A 17,089-nucleotide genomic window follows, 5' to 3' on the forward strand; every position below is an offset into this window, starting at 1 on the left:
TAGAATGAAAAAAGAAAATATTCCCAATGCATTGACGATAGGTAGGATTTTGGTAATCCCAATTTTTATCTTGTTACTGACCGTTTGGGATTCAACAATTAGTCATGTGTTGGCAGCACTTATTTTTGCATTAGCTAGTATTACGGATTATCTAGACGGCTACTTGGCTCGTAAATGGCAGGTTGTAACAAACTTTGGAAAATTTGCGGATCCGATGGCAGATAAGATTTTGGTGATGACAGCGTTTATCATGCTTGTAGAGCTTGGCTTTGCTCCAGCTTGGGTAGTTGCAATTATTATTTGTCGTGAATTGGCAGTGACAGGTCTTCGTCTACTCTTGGTGGAAAATGGAGGAACAGTTCTAGCTGCGGCTATGCCAGGAAAAATCAAAACATTCTCACAGATGTTTGCAGTTATTTTCCTGCTCTTACACTGGAACGTCGTGGGGCAAATAACACTCTATATTGCACTTTTCTTCACCCTATATTCAGGCTATGATTATTTCAGGGGTGCCTCTTACTTATTCAAAGATACTTTTAAATGATGACAAATATTATCGAAGTAAAAAATCTTAAATATAAATACAACCAAGAGGATGAGCGCTATACCCTAAATGATGTCTCGTTTCACGTGAAACAGGGAGAGTGGTTGTCTATTATTGGACATAATGGTTCGGGTAAATCAACAACAGTTCGTTTGATTGATGGTTTGTTGGAAGCTGAATCAGGTGATATTTATATTGACGGTGATGCCTTAACCATTGATAATGTATGGGATAAGCGACGCTTGATTGGTATGGTTTTTCAAAATCCAGATAACCAATTTGTGGGTGCCACAGTTGAAGATGATGTTGCATTTGGTTTAGAGAACCAGGGAATCTCTTTGGAGGAGATGCGTAGTCGAGTTGACGAAGCTTTGGAATTGGTTGGAATGACTGATTTCAAAACACGTGAGCCTGCTCGTTTATCTGGTGGTCAGAAGCAGAGGGTGGCGATTGCTGGAGTGGTTGCCTTACGTCCAAAAATTATTATTTTGGATGAGGCTACGTCTATGTTGGATCCAGAAGGTCGTCTCGACTTGATTAAAATTGTCCGTGAAATTAAGGAGCGTCATGGTATGACGGTTATCTCTATAACACATGATTTGGATGAGGTTGCATTGAGTGACCGAGTTATCGTGATGAAAAATGGACAGGTTGAATCAATTAGCACTCCAAATGAACTATTTATGCGAGAAGATTTGGTAGATTTAGACTTGGATAGACCATTTACGACAGAACTGGCTTCATTTTTGCGCCAGACTGGACTTGATTTACCGCTCCGCTATTTTACAGAGGAAGAATTAGAGGAAACTTTATGGGAATTGATCTCCAAGAAGTAAGCTATACCTATCAAGCTGGCACTCCTTTTGAGGGGCGTGCGCTTTTTGGTGTGGATTTGGAGATTGTTGATGGCTCTTACACGGCCCTTATTGGGCATACGGGTTCGGGCAAATCAACAATTTTACAACTCTTGAATGGATTAAATGTACCAACAGAAGGAAGAGTAGTCATTGATGATGTTGTGATTACAGCGACGTCTGAAAATAAGGATATTAAGCAAGTAAGGAAGAAAGTGGGGCTCGTTTTCCAATTTCCTGAAAGTCAAGTGTTTGATGAGACAGTTTTGAAAGATGTTGCTTTTGGTCCACAAAATTTCGGAGTTTCTCAGGAAGAGGCTGAAACGATTGCGCGTGAAAAGTTGGCCTTGGTTGGAATTGATGAAAGCTTGTTTGAGCGTAGTCCTTTTGAACTATCTGGTGGTCAAATGCGTCGGGTGGCTATTGCTGGGATTCTGGCAATGGAACCAAGTATCTTAGTTTTGGATGAACCAACAGCTGGCTTGGACCCTGCGGGTCGTCAGGAATTGATGGATATTTTCAAAAAGCTTCATGAATCAGGCATGACAATCGTTTTGGTAACTCATTTGATGGACGATGTGGCTAACTATGCTGATTTTGTTTACATTATGGAGAAGGGAAAGCTGGTCCGTTCTGGTAAACCAGTCGATATTTTTCAAGAGGTAGATTTTTTAGAGAGTATTCAGTTGGGAGTGCCTAAGATTACTAAGTTTGCAGCTAATTTGGAGAGAAGAGGCTTTGTATTTGAACGTCTTCCTATTACAATTGAAGAATTTACGGGGATGGTGACACATGGATAAATTAATTTTAGGTCGCTATATTCCTGGGGATTCAATTATTCATCGCTTGGATCCAAGAAGTAAGCTTTTAGCAATGTTTGGATTTCTATTGATGATTTTTTGGGCCAATAATTTGGTCACCAATGCCTTGTTGATAGCATTTGTTTTAGGAATGGTTGTTTTATCTCGTATTCGCTTATCATTTTTTATTAATGGTTTGAAACCGATGATAGGAATTATTCTATTTACAACTTTCTTTCAGGTTTTCTTTACACCTGGAGCGACACTTTTATGGGAATTTTGGATTTTTAAATTATCAGTTGAGGGTTTGCAACAGGCGGCGATTATTTTTGTTCGCTTTGTTTTGATTATTTTCTTCTCGACCTTATTGACCTTGACGACGACACCGCTCAGTTTGGCTGATGGTATTGAATCAGGTCTTGCACCTTTGAAGAAATTTAAAGTTCCTGTGCATGAAATTGGTTTGATGTTGTCCATGAGCTTGCGTTTTGTACCGACCTTGATGGATGATACCACTCGGATTATGAATGCTCAGAGAGCTCGTGGAGTGGACTTTAATGAGGGAAATCTTATTCAGAAGGTAAGGTCAGTTATTCCTATTTTGATTCCGTTATTCGCATCAAGTTTTAAGAGGGCAGATGCTCTTGCAACGGCGATGGAGGCGCGTGGGTATCAAGGCGGAGATGGGAGAACCAAGTATCGGATTTTGGAATGGAAGTTAGCAGATACGTTAGCAATTTTAGTTATGTTAGCTTTAGCTGGACTCTTATTTATATTGAAAAAATGAGTAAAAAACGCTAGAAATAGCGTTTTTATTGTCTAATCTCAATTTGTCTGTAATATTTGTAACAATTTCACAAAGTCTAAGTAATAGTTAGAGGGTATGATAGACACATGACAGAAAGGAATGTGACTATTATGAACATTACATTAAAGAAAAACTTAAAAACAACTATTGCTGGTTTGGTAGCGGGAATCTCCCTTTTGACTGCGGGTGTAGTCAGTGCAGAAACCTATACTGTAAAGTCTGGTGATACCCTGTCTGAAATTGCTGAAACACACAATACTACTGTTGAAAAATTAGCAGAGCAGAATAAGATTACCAACTTAGATTTTATCCATGTCGGTCAAGTTATCGAATTGGGTGATGTGACAGTGAAGGCAGTAGAGAGTTCAGTTGAACAAACTCAATCAACAACATCATCAACTTCTACTGCAACAACTAGCACCTATTCTTCAAATTTGAGTGCTGAAGATGCAGCAGCAAAAGAATGGATTGCAATGAAGGAATCAAGCGGTAGCTATGATGCCCGTAACGGTATCTACATTGGTCGTTACCAGTTGACAAATACTTACTTGAATGGTGATTACTTACCAGAAAACCAAGAGCGTGTAGCAGATGCTTATGTTGCTAGTCGCTATGGTTCATGGTCTGCAGCCAAGGCTTTCTGGTTGGCAAATGGTTGGTACTAAGATAAATTAGAAGAAGTCTAGCACGATGCTAGACTTTTTCTGTCTCACGAATGTATTTCGCAACTGCTTTTTCGTTCAGTAGTAGCCTCTAGCTCAAAACTTTTGATTTCCACGCTGTATGGACATAGGTGATGGAAAATATCAATTAAGTTCCTTCTAATGTTTTAGTAAATGGATTTCCTGCGGTACTTAGGGGTGACATACATTTGGTATGTGATAAACTGTAACGGTTTTAGCCATGCTAAACTAGTCCACTGGACTAGTTTACTCCTCCTTTATTTAACTTGACAAATTAGATTATAACAGGAAAAGAAAGGGAAGCTCAAAGCCTTGCCAGCCACAAGCATAGGTGATGGTCTTCTTGTTTTTCTCTATGAGAAAACTAGCTCGAAGTCATAATAAGAAAAGGACCGTTAAGGTCCTTTTTGGTTTACACTATTGTCAATCTTCTCCAAAAATTTCTTGAGCAAGGCGACGACCCGTCGGTGTAGCTGCAAGGCCACCTTCAGCAGTTTCACGGAAGGCAGTTGGGAGGGCTGAACCAACTTGGTACATGGCATTGACAACTTCGTCAACGGGGATTTTGGATTCGATACCTGCTAGTGCCATATCGGCAGCAACCAAGGCGTAGCTTGCTCCCATTGCATTACGTTTGACACAAGGGACTTCTACCAGACCAGCGACGGGATCGCAAATCAGACCCAGCATATTTTTGATGACAAAGCAGATGGCTTGGCTGGCTTGGTAGGGAGTTCCACCTGCTGCAAGAGTTAATGCTGCGGCAGACATAGCAGAGGCAGATCCGACTTCTGCCTGACACCCTCCTTCTGCACCTGAGATGGAGGCGTTGTTGGCGATAACTAGTCCAAAGGCTCCAGCTGTAAATAGGAAGTCAAGTTGCTGTTCTTCTGTCAAATTGAACTTTTCAATAGCAACTCCTAGCACAGCTGGTAGACAGCCTGCAGATCCTGCTGTCGGAGTGGCACAGACTAAGCCCATTTTGGCATTCAACTCATTAACGGCCATGGCATTTCTTGCGGCGGATAGGACAGCGGAATCTGACAAGGTTTTACCAGATTTCATATAGGCATCTAACTTGGCAGCATCACCCCCTGTTAAACCAGATACGGATTTGCTTTCAGTAAGTCCATCTACGATGGAGTCTTTCATAACTGTCAAGTTTCTTGACATAATTGTCAATATTTCTTCGCGGCTGCGACCGGTCAATTCAATTTCAGTAGCAATCATGAGTTCAGCTACATTACCAGAAAAGTTGTCTGCTTGCTGAACTAATTCTTCGATAGTATAAAACATGTCTTTCTCTTTCTAGTTGAAGAAGGTTACATTGTGCAGGTGTGGAATTTTTTCAATTTCTGCAATAGAATTTTCACATTGGCGAGCATCCACTTCGATAATCATAATGGCTTTTTCGCCAGCTTTTTCACGTGTCACGTTCATTTGGGCGATATTGATGTCATACTTAGAAAGGACATCGGTCACTTTCGCAATCATACCAGGGACATCTTGGTGAACAATAATAATAGTTGGCGTATTCATATTGAGATTGACAGAAAAACCGTTGAGCTCTGTTACTTGAATGTTTCCCCCACCTATGGAAACGCCTGTGGCTGAGATGGATTTTTTATCGTTTTTTATGATGATTCTGGTGGTATTGGGATGTGGGGTATTGCTGTCCTTGTTGACACGCCAGTAAACCTTAATGCCTCGTTCTCTTGCAATATCAAGAGAGTCAGGAATGCGGGGATCATCCGTATCCATGCCCAGAATACCTGCTACCAAGGCTACATCCGTACCGTGACCACGATAGGTCTTGGCAAAGGAATTGTAGAGTTGAAATTCCACCTCTGTTGGCTCATCGCCGAAGATGGAAGACACAATTTTTCCAATGCGGACCGCACCAGCTGTGTGACTAGAAGATGGACCAATCATAACAGGTCCAATAATATCAAAGACCGACTGAAATTTTAAGTTTGTCATAGTAATCCTCACGTTTTTCTTGGTACTATTATATCAAATTTTCCAGTTAGAGAATATGCCTAGATGAATGTGTTTTCTTATGTTAAAATTCTATCGCTTACTCTTTTTGTATGGTATAATACAAGTTGTTCAAAATCGTCAATCGTTTTTGGATAATCAAATTTTGGAATACGACCTTCAAATCGTTATTTCTACGAAAAGATGGGAGAAGATTATGTCAATTGACAATTCTAAAACCCGTGTTGTTGTCGGTATGAGTGGCGGTGTGGATTCATCGGTTACGGCTCTCTTGCTCAAGGAGCAGGGCTACGATGTGATCGGCATCTTCATGAAAAACTGGGACGACACGGACGAAAATGGCTTCTGTACAGCAACAGAAGACTACAAGGACGTGGCTGCAGTGGCAGACCAAATCGGCATTCCTTACTACTCTGTCAACTTTGAAAAAGAGTATTGGGACCGCGTATTTGAGTACTTTTTAGCAGAGTATCGGGCTGGCCGCACCCCCAATCCAGATGTCATGTGTAACAAGGAAATCAAGTTCAAGGCCTTCTTGGATTACGCTATGAATTTGGGGGCGGACTATGTGGCGACGGGGCACTATGCTCAGGTGTCACGCGACGAGGACGGCACCGTTCATATGCTACGTGGGGCAGACAATGGCAAGGATCAGACCTACTTCCTTAGCCAACTCTCACAGGAACAGCTGCAGAAAACCATGTTTCCGCTCGGCCATTTACAAAAGCCTCAGGTAAGGGAAATAGCAGAGCGAGCAGGCTTGGCGACCGCTAAAAAGAAAGACTCGACAGGCATCTGCTTTATCGGTGAAAAGAACTTCAAAGAATTTTTAGGACAATATTTGCCAGCCCAGCCCGGCCGGATGATGACGGTGGACGGTCGTGACATGGGAGAACATACAGGTCTTATGTACTATACCATTGGCCAGCGGGGCGGGCTTGGTATCGGAGGACAAATCGGTGGGGACAATGAGCCTTGGTTTGTTGTCGGGAAAGACCTGTCAAAAAATATCCTCTATGTCGGTCAAGGCTTCTATCATGAGTCCTTGATGTCAACTTCTTTACAGGCTAGTCAAGTACATTTTACACGTAATATGCCTGAAGAATTCACGCTAGAATGCACAGCTAAGTTCCGCTATCGTCAACCAGATAGTAAAGTAACTGTCAAGGTAAAAGGTGACAAGGCAGAAGTTATTTTTGCAGAGCCACAACGAGCAATCACACCAGGACAAGCCGTTGTTTTCTACGACGGTCAAGAGTGTCTGGGCGGTGGCATGATCGATATGGCCTACAAAGATGGGGTTGCTTGTCAGTATATTTAATCAAAAATAAAAGCTTAGCACCCTCATGCTAAGCTTTTTATCTTATCCCCAGAAAGCATCTTCGGCTTTTTGGTCGGCTGAGAAGAGCCAAACTTCCTTGATTTTGCCATCTTCCATACGGAAAAGATCGATGCCATTCATGTTTAGTTCTTCACCATCTGTTCGAGTACCGAGGAATGTTACGTTAGCGGCAACAAGAGTATCATTATCGGATACCCAGTTTGTCACTACTTTGAAAGTTCCATTTGTTTTTTCGGCGAAAGTTGCTAGATGTGCTCCGAGTACTTCCTTACCAATTTTAGCACCAGATGTTGAATGATTTCCGGGTTGATGCCAGATAATGTCATTAGCCATTGTTTCAAAAAGAGCTGCAAAATCACCAGCGATGAGAGCATTGTTATAGGCATTAAAAATTTCCAAGTTTGTTGACATTTGATGTCCTCCAATTTTTTTGATATAGTACAATTATAGCTGAAGCATTCCATTATGCAAGTAGGTACTTTTGCATTCGTTAGTATCAAAAGTGATACTATTGTGATAAATAAAGGAGAATTTTTTTGAAAAAAGTTAGTGAATATGGTATTTGCCCTTTTGCAACAACACAAAAAGTTTTGACTGGTAAGTGGGGATTGGTGATTATCTACCAACTCAGTACAGGAACGAAACGCTTCAATGAATTACAGCGACTGATTCCAGGTATTACTCAAACCATGTTAACAAGGCACCTTAGACAATTGGAGGAGGATCGCATTATTAGTCGCACGGTCTATGCAGAAGTCCCCCCTCGTGTAGAGTATAGCTTGACTGAGATGGGCGAAAAATTTCGTTCGGTACTGGATGCTGTTGAGGCTTGGGGCTTAGAATATATTGAAACGTTAGCGTAACACTAGATTTGAAATTCTACAAATCTTTTGATAGAATAAGAGTAACAATTATCATGATGGTCAAAGCTCATGGGAATTGTAGGCTTTTTTGTCCTGCAATTTTCGAGAGTTTTGGCTATTTTTTGCGATTGGGGAGAGAAGATGGATTTCAGAACGAGACACGACAATCAAATCTTCGGTGTTCGTGCGACGGGCTTGGTGGTACAAGATGAGAAGTTATATCTTGTTAAGTCACCGGAGGGGAACTACTATACCTTGGGTGGTGCTATTCAGCTTGGTGAAACAACCAAAGAGGCTGTGCAACGGGAAATGCAAGAAGAACTTGGAATTGATGTGGAGGTTGGACCGCTGGCTTTCATCGTTGAAAATCAGTTTAGTTTGCAGGAGAAATCCTATCATCAGATTGAATTTCTTTACCTTGTTACCCCACTGTCTGAGCCAGTTACCTATCTGGAAGAAGGGGCTTCCATTCGTCAGTGTGAGTGGGTTGCTTTTGCAGACTTGGAAAATCTCGACCTCAACCCTGCCTTTCTCAAGACGGAACTAGTTGGTTGGAAGGGACAGTTGCAGCATTTTATTAATTGGGAAAGCTAGCCTATCTAAATGAAATTTTAGAAAAGAGAAGGAAGAATGGATTTTAGGACCAGAATTGACAATCAGATTTTTGGTGTTCGGGCGACTGCATTGATTATAAAAAATGGGAAAATATTCCTCACGAAGGACTCTAAGGGGCGTTATTATACCATTGGCGGTGCGATTGCAGTCAACGAAACTGCACAAGATGCGGTTGTTCGGGAAGTCAAAGAAGAATTAGGGATTGACAGTCGTGTCAACCAACTAGCTTTTGTCGTTGAAAATCAGTTTACACACGAAGATATAGATTTTCACAACATCGAGTTTCATTTTATCGTCGATCCTATTGGAGAAATGCCTAAGGAGATGATTGAAGAAAGCTTGAAACAAGCTTGTGAATGGATTGACGTTGACAAGCTTGTCAACCTAGATGTCGTGCCAGCCTTTCTGGCTCAAGACTTGCCAAACTGGAATGGGTAAGTCAAACATATCATGAACATAAAGGAGAAATAAAAATGACACACACATTTGCAGAAAACTACGATGTCATCGTAATCGGTGCGGGGCATGCGGGTGTAGAGGCGGGATTGGCAGCTAGTCGGATGGGCTGTAAGACCCTGCTTGCGACGATTAACTTGGACATGGTGGCCTTTATGCCATGTAATCCCTCCATTGGTGGTTCTGCCAAGGGGATTGTGGTAAGGGAAATCGATGCCCTAGGTGGCGAAATGGGCCGCAACATTGACAAGACCTATATCCAGATGAAGATGCTCAATATGGGTAAGGGGCCAGCTGTTCGTGCCTTGCGGGCTCAGGCGGACAAGACAGAGTACGCAGCGGAGATGAAACGGACGGTCGAGCGTCAGGAAAATCTGACCCTACGTCAAACCATGATTGATGAGATTTTGGTAGAAGACGGCAAGGTTATCGGTGTCCGCACGGCTACCAACCAGAAATTTTCCGCCAAGGCAGTTGTGGTGACGACGGGTACAGCCTTGCGTGGCGAGATTATCATAGGGGACCTCAAGTATTCGTCAGGTCCTAACAATAGCCTAGCTTCTATCACGCTGGCGGATAATCTGAAAGAATTGGGTCTTGAAATCGGTCGTTTCAAGACAGGAACGCCACCGCGTGTCAATGCTCGCACCATTAACTACGACGAAACCGAGATTCAGCCAGGCGATGAAAAGCCAAATCACTTTTCATTCTTGTCCAAGGACGAGGATTATTTGCAGGACCAGATCCCTTGCTGGTTGACCTATACCAATGCGACCAGCCATGAGATTATCAACAGCAATCTTCACCGAGCACCTATGTTTTCAGGCATTGTCAAAGGGATTGGCCCCCGTTATTGTCCATCTATCGAGGACAAGATTGTTCGTTTTGCGGATAAGGAACGCCACCAGCTTTTCTTAGAGCCAGAAGGTCGTAATACCGATGAAATCTATGTCCAAGGGCTGTCAACCAGTCTGCCAGAAGATGTGCAGCAGGACTTGATCCACTCCATTAAAGGCTTGGAAAATGCCCAGATGATGCGGACGGGCTATGCCATTGAGTACGATATGGTTATGCCTCATCAGTTGCGGGCGACGCTGGAAACCAAGAAGATTTCAGGACTCTTTACAGCAGGTCAGACCAACGGAACATCGGGTTATGAAGAAGCGGCAGGTCAGGGAATTGTCGCTGGTATCAATGCAGCCCTCAAGGTGCAGGGCAAGCCTGAGTTGATTTTGAAACGAAGCGACGGCTACATTGGTGTTATGATTGATGACCTGGTAACCAAGGGAACGGTGGAGCCTTATCGCCTCTTGACCAGTCGGGCAGAATACCGCTTGATTCTGCGTCATGACAATGCTGATATGCGTCTGACGGAAATCGGTCGTCAGGTAGGTTTGGTGGATGATGAACGCTGGCAGGTCTTCCAGATTCACAAAAACCAATTTGACAATGAAATGAAACGCTTGGAGTCTATCAAACTCAAACCAATCAAGGAAACCAACGAAAAAGTCGTAGCTATGGGCTTCAAGCCATTGACGGATGCCCTTACCGCCAAGGAATTCATGCGTCGTCCAGATGTGACTTACGCAGATGCGGTGGCCTTTATCGGTCCAGCGGCAGAGGACTTGGATGCCAAGACCATTGAATTGATTGAAACAGAGGTTAAGTATGAGGGCTATATTGCCAAGGCCTTGGATCAGGTGGAGAAGATGAAACGTATGGAAGAAAAACGCATTCCAGCTGACATCGACTGGGATGACATTGACTCCATTGCGACCGAGGCTCGCCAGAAATTCAAGCTGATTTCACCAGAAACCATTGGTCAGGCTAGTCGGATTTCCGGTGTCAATCCAGCGGATATATCCATTCTCATGGTCTACTTGGAAGGACGCAGTCGTTCCATTTCTAAAAACAAATCAAAGGACAGTCACTAAGGCTGTTCTTTTCGCTGTATGTCAGCTATATGTCAACTACTTTAAAATCATGTGAAAAGTAGCTTTTTTACTGAATTTATGGTAGAATGGCAGGCAGAGGTTAGTGATGAAAAGATTTCGATTTTCGACAATTCACTTTGTCATGATAGGTGTCATTTTATTTGGGTTGGTGGCTCTTGTCCACCGACTTTTTCCAATTGGTGCCAGTACAGTTTTTGCGCTACTCATCAGCCTATTGGTGTTGATTGCGCTGTTTATTTATCAAAAACATTCTTATGAATTTAGTGAGCTAGAACAGATTGAATATCTCAATAATCAGGCCAATTCTGGTTTGATGATGCTCTTGGATAAAATGCCAGTGGGAGTTATCAAAGTTCGACCAGATAGTAATCAGGTAGAATGGTTTAATCCCTTTGCTGAGCTGATTTTTGCTCAAGAAAATGGTGAGTTTGATCAAAAAAAACTACGTGAAATTATTGACGTTGGTCTGGATGAGGAGCGAATTTATGCGAACTTTTCAGGCAAGAGATACGCTGTTAACGTTGATTTTGATCAAGGGTTATTTTACTTTTTTGATGCGTCAACAGAGTATTCGGCGACAAATAGTTTGATCGGAAGCCGTCCTGTTATAGGGATTATTTCAGTTGATAACTATGATGAGCTTGAGGATGCTGTAACGGATTCTCAAATCAGCCAAGTCAATTCCTTCTTGGCTCAATTTGTTTCGGAATTTTGCCATGATTACGGTATCTACTACCGACGCGGCACAATGGATCGATTCTATTTCTTTACAGATTATGCTGTGTTGGAAAAATTGATAGAGAATAAGTTTTCAGTTATTGATAAGTTCCGCGAGGAGGCTAAAAAGTTAGATTTAGGTTTGACTTTGAGTATGGGATTGGCGTATGGTAATGAAAATCATCACCAAATCGGACAGGTTGCGCTCCAAAATCTCAATATGGCTGAGGTTCGTGGTGGAGACCAGGTTGTGGTCAAGGAAAATGATGAGAGTAAACAGCCACTTTTCTTTGGCGGTGGCTCGGCTTCTTCCGTTAAACGAACACGTACGCGGACTCGTGCTATGATGACTGCTGTATCAGATAAACTCAAATCGGTTGATGCTGTTTTTGTGGTGGGACATCGTAATTTAGATATGGACGCGCTTGGATCCGCGGTCGGTATGCAGTACTTTGCTCAAAATATTATGAACAATGCCTATACGGTGTATAATCCAGATGAAATGGCACCAGATATTGCACGTGCTATCAAGAAGTTGAGTGATGAAAATTGTTCTAATTTGCTAACGGTTGAGGAAGCCATGAAGATGGTCACTTTCCAGTCGTTGTTAATCATGGTAGATCATTCAAAGATTGGCTTGACTTTGGATAAGGATTTCTATGAACAATTTACCCAGGTTGTGGTGGTTGATCATCATCGTCGCGATACAGATTTCCCAAATAATGCAGTTTTGACTTATATAGAGAGTGGTGCTAGTTCTGCGAGTGAGTTAGTAACGGAATTAATTCAGTTCCAGAATGACAAACACCATAAGCTTAATCGCATTCAATCTAGTTTATTGATGGCTGGGATTATGCTTGATACAAAAAATTTCACATCTCGTGTGACCAGTCGTACTTTTGATGTGGCTAGTTACTTGCGGACTCGTGGTAGCGATAGCTTGGAAATTCAGCAGATTGCTGCGACAGATTTTGAGGAATATCGTCAAATCAATGAACTGATTTTAAGTGGGCAGAGAATTGAGTCCAATGTTGTTATTGCGTGTGCAGATGATACTAAAGAATACGATAATATTATTCCGAGCAAGGCTGCCAATACAATATTGGACATGGCAGGAATTGAGGCGGTATTCGTTGTAACAAGAAATACCAAAGGGTATGTATCTATTTCTGCAAGGAGTCATAGTAAAATCAATGTTCAACGCATTATGGAAGAAATGGGTGGAGGTGGCCACTTTAACCTAGCTGCCGCTCAGGTATATGACCAGACAATCGCAGAAGTATGTGAAAAGTTGACGGATAAAATCCGCGAAGAAATAAATGGAAATTAGGAGAACAGATATGAAAGTAATCTTTTTAGCAGATGTTAAAGGTCAAGGTAAAAAGGGTGAGATTAAGGAAGTTCCAACAGGTTACGCCCAAAATTTCTTGATCAAGAAAAATTTGGCTAAGGAAGCAACAAATCAAGCGATCAGTGCCCTTCGTGGTCAGGAAAAATCTAAGGAAAAGGCTCATGCAGAGATGATTGCAGAAGCAGAGGCTATCAAGGCTAAGCTGGCTGAGGAAGCTACTTTAGTGAAATTTGTCGAAAAAGTTGGTCCAGATGGTCGTACCTTTGGTTCTATTACCAGCAAGAAAATTGCTGAAGAATTGGACAAGCAATTTGGCATCAATATTGATAAACGCCATATTCAGCTGGATCACCCAATTCGTGCGATTGGTCTCATTGATGTACCAGTTAAAATCTATCAAGATGTAACAGGCATCATTAATTTGAGTATTAAGGAAGCTTAATTATTTATCTAGCCAGTGAGGAGGTGAGATCTTGGCAGAGTTGGATGAATTGCGGGTGCAACCGCAGGATATTCTAGCTGAACAATCGGTATTAGGAGCTATTTTCCTTGATGAAGGCAAGCTGGTCTTCGTTCGTGAATACATCGAAGCTGAAGATTTTTTCAAACATGCTCATAAGCTAATTTTTAAAGCTATGATTGCTCTTTCTGATAGAAATGAGGCAATTGATGCGACTACCATGCGGAACTATCTGGTCAACCATGGTGATTTGGAAAATATCGGTGGTTTGGCCTATTTGGCTGAAATCATTAGTTCCGTGCCGACGGCAGCCAATGCGGAATTCTATGCCAAGATTGTTGCTGAAAAGTCTAATCTCCGTAAACTGATTGCCCGTTTGACGGATGTAGTTAATCAGGCTTATGAGGGTGCGGATGGTTCAGATGACATTATTGCCAATGCTGAAAAAGCTTTGATTGATGTCAGTGAGGGAGCCAGTCGAAGTGGTTTCAAGCGGATTGATGATGTCTTGAATATCAACTTTGACAACCTTGAAACTCGTGCTAAGCAGACGTCGGATATTACAGGGATTGCAACTGGTTATCCTGCTCTTGATGCCATGACAACGGGTCTGCATGAGGAAGAGTTGATTATTCTTGCCGCTCGTCCTGCGGTTGGTAAGACGGCATTTGCTCTCAATATTGCACAAAATATCGGTACAAAACTGGGGTTGACAGTTGCCATCTTTTCTTTGGAGATGGGTGCAGAAAGCTTGGTTGACCGTATGCTCGCTTCTGAGGGAGTTATCAATTCGAGGGCTATTCGTACGGGGCATTTGACGCAGGAAGAATGGAATAAGTACATGGTGGCTCAAGCTAACCTGGCTCGGGCTAGTATCTATATTGATGATACACCAGGTATCAAGATTACAGAGATTCGTTCGCGTTCACGTAAGTTGGCTCAGGAAACGGGCAATCTGGGCTTGATCTTGATTGACTATCTTCAATTGATTACGGGAACAGGTCGTGAAAACCGACAACAAGAGGTTTCTGAGATTTCCCGTCAGCTGAAGATTTTGGCCAAGGAATTGAAAGTTCCTGTTATCGCCCTCAGTCAGTTGTCGCGTGGAGTTGAGCAACGTCAGGATAAGAGACCTGTTCTATCTGATATTCGTGAATCGGGATCTATCGAGCAGGATGCCGATATCGTTGCCTTCTTGTATCGTGATGATTACTATGAGCGCGGTGAGCAGGAAGACGGTGGCATTCCTAACAATGCGGTTGAAGTCATCATCGAGAAAAACCGTTCCGGTGCGCGTGGTACCGTGGAACTGATGTTCCAAAAAGAATACAATAAATTTGCAAGTATTTCCAAGAGAGAGGATGGATAGAGAATGAGTGATGCATTTACAGATGTTGCTAAAATGAAGCAAATCAAACAAGATATTAAAGACCATGAGGGACAAATTGTTGAATTGACCCTTGAAAATGGTCGTAAGCGTGAGAAGAATAAGCAGGGGCGTATTGTGGAGGTTTATCAGTCTCTCTTTATCGTTGAATTTGAAGATCCAAACAATACCTTTGTGGAATCTTATACTTACTCAGACATTTTGACAGAAAAGATTTTGATTCATTATTTGGATTAATCGCTATGTAAGTGTCTAGAGTTTTGGGAAAACAAAAATAAAATACCTAATTAGCCTAAGAGAGCATGAATTTGCTCTCTTTTTTGCTTGTTCAAAATGTTGAAAGGATACTTTATCTGATGTCAAACCAAATTGAAATCATAATGAATTTAGATACATTAGAAATTTTTGAAGTTATCGATCATAGTCAAGATGATTTAGAAGATATTGAAGTCGAGGAAGAAAATGTATCTATTTCGAATATACACGTTTCAGAATGTATCCAGTTAACTTTATTCGATAGCATCACTGACTCAATGTTTGTATCATCTAAGCCCTATCTATATAACTCATCATAAGGAGATGTTATGACCCAAGAAGAAATAGACAAGATGATTGAAGACTGGATAGAGAATGGCTTTCCCAGTGAATTAAAACAATTAATACCTGATGAGGAGGGAGAATATGGAAACAGGAATTTGTAGGATATGTGGCTGCACTTGGAATACGCCATGTATTGATTCTATTCATGGAGCTTGCTGGTGGATGGATATAGACAGAACTATTTGCAGTCATTGTTTCTGGAAACTGACTGAAGAAGAGCTTGTAAGTATAATATAAAACCTTTACGTGGAGAAAAGTAAAACCATTAAAATCGAAATTGAAATGGACCTTGAAGGCTACGTTACTGGTCTTGAACACGCCAAAGAAACAAAGTTAATGTCAGAGGAGCTATTACAACACAACTGAGAAAGGATACCAACATGACACAAAAAGAACTACTTGCAAGAAAATGCGTTGTCACAAATATTATGAATAGTCAAAGGGTCTCGCTCCCTAAAGCAATAGCTATTATGCAGGAATGGGAGATTTCAGGTCTCATATTCTTTACACCATCTGGACAGACAGCTTTATTGAAAACAAGATAGGAGACCCAAATGGCAGATATTACAATTGATCAAATAAGTACTCAAACATTTTACCAAATTCCTCAAATCTTTTTACCCAGTATTGAAAAAGAGTATGGTTCTGATGGAAGAGTAAAGAAGAAAATCAAGCTGACCAGCCCTTATGCTAGAAAGTTATCTAATGACGCCAAGCTGGCTTATGGAGCTTTCTATAATCGGTGTTTATTGAGTATTCGCTCATATCATCAGGGAGTTAAAGATTATGTTGACGAGAATGGTTCAGTCTTTATGGTTTATACAGTAGAGGAACTGATGGAGGTATTGGACAAAGGCAAAATGACTGTCCATAAAATCAAGAAAGAGCTTCAAGAAATTGGTCTACTACGAGAAGTCAGTCAAGGAGCCAACCGTCCCAACCGTCTCTATCTCCAGAATGTGAATGCTAACCTCCAGGAATACGAGTATTATCAGGCTAACTATCTTACCTCGGGAAGAGATAAGGGAAAGGTCACATACATCCATGTAAAAACTGTCAATCTGAATGGAGAAGTCCTCTTTGAACTTCCCAAAGCTCCGGAAGATGAGAATGGGAGTCCGAAAAATGGACGCCCAACAAACCCCGAAAAATCAACGAAAAATGGGAGTCCAGAAAATGGACGTCCAAAATCTATACCTCAGGGCGTCCATATTATGGACGGAAGTAATACTGATAATAACAATTCTGGTTTTCTAGATAATAGTTCTAGAAGAGCTGGAGCTGATACAGCTACACAAAATAAAAATAAGGAAAAATACGTAGCACCAGAATATTATTCGCTACTACAGGTGATTGCGGATAAGTACAATGATCGGTATATCTATCCTCACGGTTATACCTTAACCCATAACCAAAAAATGAGAATAGGGCAGTATCTCACAGAAGGCTTTGCGACAAGCAGAGAGGTCTTGAATATGATTGACCATATTCCTCATGACTGCGAGAAGCCCTTGGCTTATCTACTAGCTATGCTTGAAAACCTCAAAACAGAGAGACAAGCAGAAGTAAGAAGAGTCGCCCATCTGAATGCACAACGCTATTATGAGGGTGGTCAAGTATGATAAAAAAATACAACAAAAACACAAGTAAATAAAA

20 protein-coding genes are annotated in these 17,089 nt (G+C 41.7%); 17 read left to right on the plus strand and 3 right to left on the minus strand.

Annotated features, from left to right (window positions below; genetic code table 11):
* Positions 1 to 4 precede the first annotated feature (4 nt).
* The 5 genes from pgsA (at position 5) to ODU34_RS06865 (ending at position 3,671) form a co-directional block, all read left to right on the plus strand.
* Positions 5 to 544, plus strand: a complete 540-nt coding sequence (gene pgsA / locus ODU34_RS06845; protein WP_014638849.1) for a CDP-diacylglycerol--glycerol-3-phosphate 3-phosphatidyltransferase — start codon at positions 5 to 7, stop codon at positions 542 to 544.
* Entirely contained in the window at positions 544 to 1,380 is an 837-nt protein-coding gene (locus ODU34_RS06850) for an energy-coupling factor ABC transporter ATP-binding protein (protein WP_105178921.1), read from the plus strand. The genes pgsA and ODU34_RS06850 overlap by 1 nt, the downstream gene beginning before the upstream one ends.
* The gene (locus ODU34_RS06855) at positions 1,356 to 2,198 is read left to right on the plus strand and encodes an energy-coupling factor ABC transporter ATP-binding protein (RefSeq protein WP_002938195.1); all 843 of its coding nucleotides are present in this window, start codon (positions 1,356 to 1,358) and stop codon (positions 2,196 to 2,198) included. The genes ODU34_RS06850 and ODU34_RS06855 overlap by 25 nt, the downstream gene beginning before the upstream one ends.
* The gene (locus tag ODU34_RS06860; RefSeq protein WP_044667418.1) at positions 2,191 to 2,985 is read left to right on the plus strand and encodes an energy-coupling factor transporter transmembrane protein EcfT; all 795 of its coding nucleotides are present in this window, start codon (positions 2,191 to 2,193) and stop codon (positions 2,983 to 2,985) included. Before ODU34_RS06855 ends, ODU34_RS06860 begins: the two co-directional genes overlap by 8 nt.
* 131 nt (positions 2,986 to 3,116) lie before the next feature.
* Positions 3,117 to 3,671 (plus strand): LysM peptidoglycan-binding domain-containing protein, encoded by a 555-nt coding sequence (locus ODU34_RS06865; protein ID WP_398578428.1) that lies wholly within the window; start codon positions 3,117 to 3,119, stop codon positions 3,669 to 3,671.
* A gap of 441 nt (positions 3,672 to 4,112) precedes the next feature.
* Here the strand turns inward: ODU34_RS06865 and sdaAA are convergent, their stop codons facing one another.
* Together sdaAA and sdaAB are read right to left on the minus strand one after the other, a co-directional pair.
* A complete protein-coding gene (gene sdaAA / locus ODU34_RS06870) occupies positions 4,113 to 4,985 on the minus strand; it encodes an L-serine ammonia-lyase, iron-sulfur-dependent, subunit alpha (protein WP_398578425.1) in 873 nt (290 codons plus the stop codon).
* A gap of 12 nt (positions 4,986 to 4,997) precedes the next feature.
* Complete coding sequence (gene sdaAB, locus ODU34_RS06875; protein WP_002938202.1) at positions 4,998 to 5,669, minus strand: L-serine ammonia-lyase, iron-sulfur-dependent subunit beta; 672 nt, start codon at positions 5,667 to 5,669, stop codon at positions 4,998 to 5,000.
* 214 nt (positions 5,670 to 5,883) lie between these two features.
* On the opposite strand from sdaAB, the gene mnmA reads away from it, so the two are divergent.
* Positions 5,884 to 7,008 carry a tRNA 2-thiouridine(34) synthase MnmA gene (mnmA, locus tag ODU34_RS06880; protein WP_029179677.1) on the plus strand — a complete coding sequence of 375 codons (1,125 nt, stop codon included), beginning with the start codon at positions 5,884 to 5,886 and terminating at the stop codon, positions 7,006 to 7,008.
* Positions 7,009 to 7,050: 42 nt separating this feature from the next.
* Here the strand turns inward: mnmA and ODU34_RS06885 are convergent, their stop codons facing one another.
* Entirely contained in the window at positions 7,051 to 7,440 is a 390-nt protein-coding gene (locus ODU34_RS06885; RefSeq protein WP_024389859.1) for a nuclear transport factor 2 family protein, read from the minus strand.
* Positions 7,441 to 7,565: 125 nt separating this feature from the next.
* On the opposite strand from ODU34_RS06885, the gene ODU34_RS06890 reads away from it, so the two are divergent.
* The 11 genes from ODU34_RS06890 to ODU34_RS06940 all read left to right on the plus strand — a co-directional run bounded on the left by ODU34_RS06890 (position 7,566) and on the right by ODU34_RS06940 (position 17,055).
* Positions 7,566 to 7,892 carry a helix-turn-helix domain-containing protein gene (locus tag ODU34_RS06890; protein ID WP_014638837.1) on the plus strand — a complete coding sequence of 109 codons (327 nt, stop codon included), beginning with the start codon at positions 7,566 to 7,568 and terminating at the stop codon, positions 7,890 to 7,892.
* 141 nt (positions 7,893 to 8,033) lie between these two features.
* Positions 8,034 to 8,486, plus strand: a complete 453-nt coding sequence (locus tag ODU34_RS06895; RefSeq protein WP_398578426.1) for an NUDIX hydrolase — start codon at positions 8,034 to 8,036, stop codon at positions 8,484 to 8,486.
* 36 nt (positions 8,487 to 8,522) lie between these two features.
* Positions 8,523 to 8,945: an NUDIX hydrolase gene (locus ODU34_RS06900; RefSeq protein ID WP_105178899.1), complete on the plus strand. Its 423-nt coding sequence runs from the start codon at positions 8,523 to 8,525 to the stop codon at positions 8,943 to 8,945.
* A 35-nt stretch (positions 8,946 to 8,980) separates the two neighbouring features.
* A complete protein-coding gene (gene mnmG, locus ODU34_RS06905) occupies positions 8,981 to 10,897 on the plus strand; it encodes a tRNA uridine-5-carboxymethylaminomethyl(34) synthesis enzyme MnmG (RefSeq protein ID WP_105178898.1) in 1,917 nt (638 codons plus the stop codon).
* A gap of 106 nt (positions 10,898 to 11,003) precedes the next feature.
* A complete protein-coding gene (locus tag ODU34_RS06910) occupies positions 11,004 to 12,965 on the plus strand; it encodes a DHH family phosphoesterase (protein WP_044758771.1) in 1,962 nt (653 codons plus the stop codon).
* A 10-nt stretch (positions 12,966 to 12,975) separates the two neighbouring features.
* Positions 12,976 to 13,428: a 50S ribosomal protein L9 gene (gene rplI / locus ODU34_RS06915; protein ID WP_398578427.1), complete on the plus strand. Its 453-nt coding sequence runs from the start codon at positions 12,976 to 12,978 to the stop codon at positions 13,426 to 13,428.
* Positions 13,429 to 13,459: 31 nt separating this feature from the next.
* Positions 13,460 to 14,815: a replicative DNA helicase gene (gene dnaB, locus ODU34_RS06920; protein ID WP_105178897.1), complete on the plus strand. Its 1,356-nt coding sequence runs from the start codon at positions 13,460 to 13,462 to the stop codon at positions 14,813 to 14,815.
* A gap of 3 nt (positions 14,816 to 14,818) precedes the next feature.
* Positions 14,819 to 15,070: a Veg family protein gene (locus tag ODU34_RS06925; protein WP_002938218.1), complete on the plus strand. Its 252-nt coding sequence runs from the start codon at positions 14,819 to 14,821 to the stop codon at positions 15,068 to 15,070.
* 119 nt (positions 15,071 to 15,189) lie between these two features.
* Entirely contained in the window at positions 15,190 to 15,408 is a 219-nt protein-coding gene (locus ODU34_RS06930) for a hypothetical protein (RefSeq protein WP_024400304.1), read from the plus strand.
* Positions 15,409 to 15,813: 405 nt separating this feature from the next.
* Positions 15,814 to 15,978: a hypothetical protein gene (locus ODU34_RS06935; RefSeq protein WP_153595807.1), complete on the plus strand. Its 165-nt coding sequence runs from the start codon at positions 15,814 to 15,816 to the stop codon at positions 15,976 to 15,978.
* A gap of 9 nt (positions 15,979 to 15,987) precedes the next feature.
* Positions 15,988 to 17,055 carry a replication initiator protein A gene (locus tag ODU34_RS06940; RefSeq protein ID WP_105183394.1) on the plus strand — a complete coding sequence of 356 codons (1,068 nt, stop codon included), beginning with the start codon at positions 15,988 to 15,990 and terminating at the stop codon, positions 17,053 to 17,055.
* Positions 17,056 to 17,089 lie beyond the last annotated feature (34 nt).

Origin of the sequence: Streptococcus sp. 2018WUSS126 (genome assembly GCF_044427425.1) — a bacterium.
Lineage (GTDB): Bacteria > Bacillota > Bacilli > Lactobacillales > Streptococcaceae > Streptococcus > Streptococcus hashimotonensis.

Excerpts from the sequence above, each read along its gene's own strand:
- pgsA (WP_014638849.1), top strand. The coding sequence starts at position 5 with ATGAAAAAAGAAAATATTCCCAATGCATTGACGATAGGTAGGATTTTG.
- ODU34_RS06850 (WP_105178921.1), top strand. The coding sequence starts at position 544 with ATGACAAATATTATCGAAGTAAAAAATCTTAAATATAAATACAACCAA.
- ODU34_RS06855 (WP_002938195.1), top strand. The coding sequence starts at position 1,356 with ATGGGAATTGATCTCCAAGAAGTAAGCTATACCTATCAAGCTGGCACT.
- ODU34_RS06860 (WP_044667418.1), top strand. The coding sequence starts at position 2,191 with ATGGATAAATTAATTTTAGGTCGCTATATTCCTGGGGATTCAATTATT.
- ODU34_RS06865 (WP_398578428.1), top strand. The coding sequence starts at position 3,117 with ATGAACATTACATTAAAGAAAAACTTAAAAACAACTATTGCTGGTTTG.
- sdaAA (WP_398578425.1), bottom strand. The coding sequence starts at position 4,985 with ATGTTTTATACTATCGAAGAATTAGTTCAGCAAGCAGACAACTTTTCT.
- sdaAB (WP_002938202.1), bottom strand. The coding sequence starts at position 5,669 with ATGACAAACTTAAAATTTCAGTCGGTCTTTGATATTATTGGACCTGTT.
- mnmA (WP_029179677.1), top strand. The coding sequence starts at position 5,884 with ATGTCAATTGACAATTCTAAAACCCGTGTTGTTGTCGGTATGAGTGGC.
- ODU34_RS06885 (WP_024389859.1), bottom strand. The coding sequence starts at position 7,440 with ATGTCAACAAACTTGGAAATTTTTAATGCCTATAACAATGCTCTCATC.
- ODU34_RS06895 (WP_398578426.1), top strand. The coding sequence starts at position 8,034 with ATGGATTTCAGAACGAGACACGACAATCAAATCTTCGGTGTTCGTGCG.
- ODU34_RS06900 (WP_105178899.1), top strand. The coding sequence starts at position 8,523 with ATGGATTTTAGGACCAGAATTGACAATCAGATTTTTGGTGTTCGGGCG.
- mnmG (WP_105178898.1), top strand. The coding sequence starts at position 8,981 with ATGACACACACATTTGCAGAAAACTACGATGTCATCGTAATCGGTGCG.
- ODU34_RS06910 (WP_044758771.1), top strand. The coding sequence starts at position 11,004 with ATGAAAAGATTTCGATTTTCGACAATTCACTTTGTCATGATAGGTGTC.
- rplI (WP_398578427.1), top strand. The coding sequence starts at position 12,976 with ATGAAAGTAATCTTTTTAGCAGATGTTAAAGGTCAAGGTAAAAAGGGT.
- ODU34_RS06925 (WP_002938218.1), top strand. The coding sequence starts at position 14,819 with ATGAGTGATGCATTTACAGATGTTGCTAAAATGAAGCAAATCAAACAA.
- ODU34_RS06930 (WP_024400304.1), top strand. The coding sequence starts at position 15,190 with ATGTCAAACCAAATTGAAATCATAATGAATTTAGATACATTAGAAATT.
- ODU34_RS06935 (WP_153595807.1), top strand. The coding sequence starts at position 15,814 with ATGACACAAAAAGAACTACTTGCAAGAAAATGCGTTGTCACAAATATT.
- ODU34_RS06940 (WP_105183394.1), top strand. The coding sequence starts at position 15,988 with ATGGCAGATATTACAATTGATCAAATAAGTACTCAAACATTTTACCAA.